The following is a 2,401-nucleotide window of genomic DNA, read 5'->3' on the forward strand; positions in this document are numbered from 1 at the left end:
AGTTTGACTGGTGGTGCGTTACGGTGCGGACTATCCCAACACTGGTTACGAGGAGGTTGAACATGCTGGCAAGCCCGCCCCTAACGCACCCTACCCGATTCCCGATTCCCGATTCCCTACTCCCTACTCCCCCAAAAATTTACAAAAGTTTTCAAAATATGCTATAATTATAAGATTTTGTGCTATAATAAAAGTGGAGATATCGTGCGACGTGAAAGCGTCTGAATGAATCGAAACCTGAAATGGTTTTCTGAGGAGTGCATCCCTCAGCCTGCCGAGATGAGAGGGGAAGAGTAATCGGAACCTGTGTGCAGATTCTCGATAAAATCCTGAAAAGGAATGGTGGTATAAAGTGTAGTCACAACATTTGAACTGCTCGCAGGAAGACTGACAATGGTTAACGAAAGTGAACGTTTGCCGCCTCGTTACATTTAAATGGTGAAAGTGACTGAAACACCTGGGGGGGCGACGAAACAGGCTGAAATGCTTGCTATGTAAAGTTAGTAGCATTTTGTGGTAAAAAAAGGTAGGTCTCTAATTTGCAACAAGACCTACTTATTAACAATGTTACCAGCATTCTACCAAAACCACCTAAAAAGTCAACTTAGTCTAACTGAATAGATTTTTTTAAAAATTCTGATCAATCTCTTACAGTCAATTAAAAAAGTTAACTTATAAAAATTAGCCAATACTCTCCCTTTACCAATTAAATTTGAAAGTAGAAGAAAAAGACTACAAAGATTTTTATCCTTACCAAACCTAACAATTGAAAAAATTTGGTTTCCAATATTTGAAGAATTATTGAAAACATACTTTACTTCAGAAACCCTAATTTATCTAGCAATTGATAGAACAAATTGGGGTCGCATTAATTTATTCATGGTTAGCCTTATTTGGGATAAAAGAGCGTTTCCAATATATTTTACTTTGTTGCCCAAGTTAGGGAGTAGTAATTTAACAGAACAACAAAGTATTTTATCAAAGATTGTCCCGATTATTAAAAACTATAAAGTGTGTGTATTAGGAGATAGAGAATTTTGCTCTGTTAAACTAGCTAAGTATCTTCAGAGCTTGGGTGTATACTTTTGTTTACGTTTAAAAAAGAATGAGTTTGTTGAATATAAAAAAGATAATTGGGTGGCACTCAATGATTTAGGTTTAATACCTGGAGTGTCTTTATTTATACAAGGAGTAAAAGTGACTAAGACTCGGGGATTTACAAGTTTTAATGTAGCTTGTAAGTGGCAACGTAAACTCAAAGGTATAGCTCCTAAGGAAGGATGGTTTATTCTGACAAACTTTGATAGCTTAGAGCTGGCAATTTCAGCTTACAAAAAAAGATTTAATATAGAGGAAATGTTTAGAGACTTCAAGACTGGTGGTTATCATTTAGAGAATACTAAAGTTGAAGGTGAACGGTTTATTTCTTTAGTTTTATTGATAGCTATAGCTTACACTTCTGCAACTATTAAAGGTCAGCATATTAAACGTCAAGGAATACAAACCTATGTGGCTCGTGTCAAAGAACCTGATAGAATAGAGCGCAGAAATAGCAGTTTTTACGTTGGTTTATATGGTCAAACCTGGGTTAATTTCAAAGATATTTGTATAGAATTAGTAACCGAATTAATGAGACTAAATCCTAATAAACGAAAGTATTATCAACGAGGTCTAAGGGCTATATCGCTTATAGAGTCTGGGTTTTAGCTTATTTCGTCGCCCCCCCAGAAACTCCTTTTAATTGATGGAGTAGTTATAAGTCAGTTTGATCCAATTTCTTGGTTATTTTAAACCTGTATAATCTTATAGCTAAGCTTGACTAATGGCAAGTCCCTGTGTAGGTTTAAATTTATTAAGGATGTTCTAAATCACTATCCAAGCGTCAATCCAGCCATTGCGTAGCGCGACGCAGTAGCGTCCTTGGCGTCCTTTCCAAAACAACATATTTGTTTATATTACATCTTTAAGTGCGTTTGAGTGGGTTGTATAGCTCCAACTTCTAGTGGTCAGGGTAAAAAGCAGTTTACCCGAGCAAAAATTAACTAGTAACTAGTAACTAGTAACTATCAAGCTTCCAACCTTTTAATTTGTCCTGCTTGCACTGAAAGAATCTGAGACGAATTCAGCCATTGGGAATCAAAAGCTCCCAAGTGAGTAGTAGTAATTAAAGTCTGAAACCGATCCTGAATAGCATCCAACAGTAAATTTTGCCGATTCAGGTCTAGTTCAGCTAATACATCATCTAGTAACAACAGAGGTGGCTCTCCCACCACCTCTTCAATCAGCTTCAATTCAGCTAACTTAAGCGCTAATACCAACGTTCGCTGTTGACCCTGAGAACCATAGGACTTGGCTGGAGTCTGATTAATGGTAAACTGTACATCATCCCGGTGAGGACCGA

General features: G+C 37.0%; 2 pseudogenes. One reads left to right on the plus strand and one right to left on the minus strand.

Features of this window, described 5'->3' with window-relative positions:
* The first annotated feature begins 621 nt into the window (after positions 1–621).
* Positions 622–1,707 (plus strand): annotated as a pseudogene (locus F6K49_RS41635) (IS4 family transposase).
* A gap of 359 nt (positions 1,708–2,066) precedes the next feature.
* On the opposite strand, the pseudogene F6K49_RS41640 reads toward F6K49_RS41635, so the two are convergent.
* Positions 2,067–2,401 (minus strand): annotated as a pseudogene (locus tag F6K49_RS41640) (DNA replication and repair protein RecF); the annotation flags it as partial.

Source organism: Moorena sp. SIO3I6 (assembly GCF_010672095.1).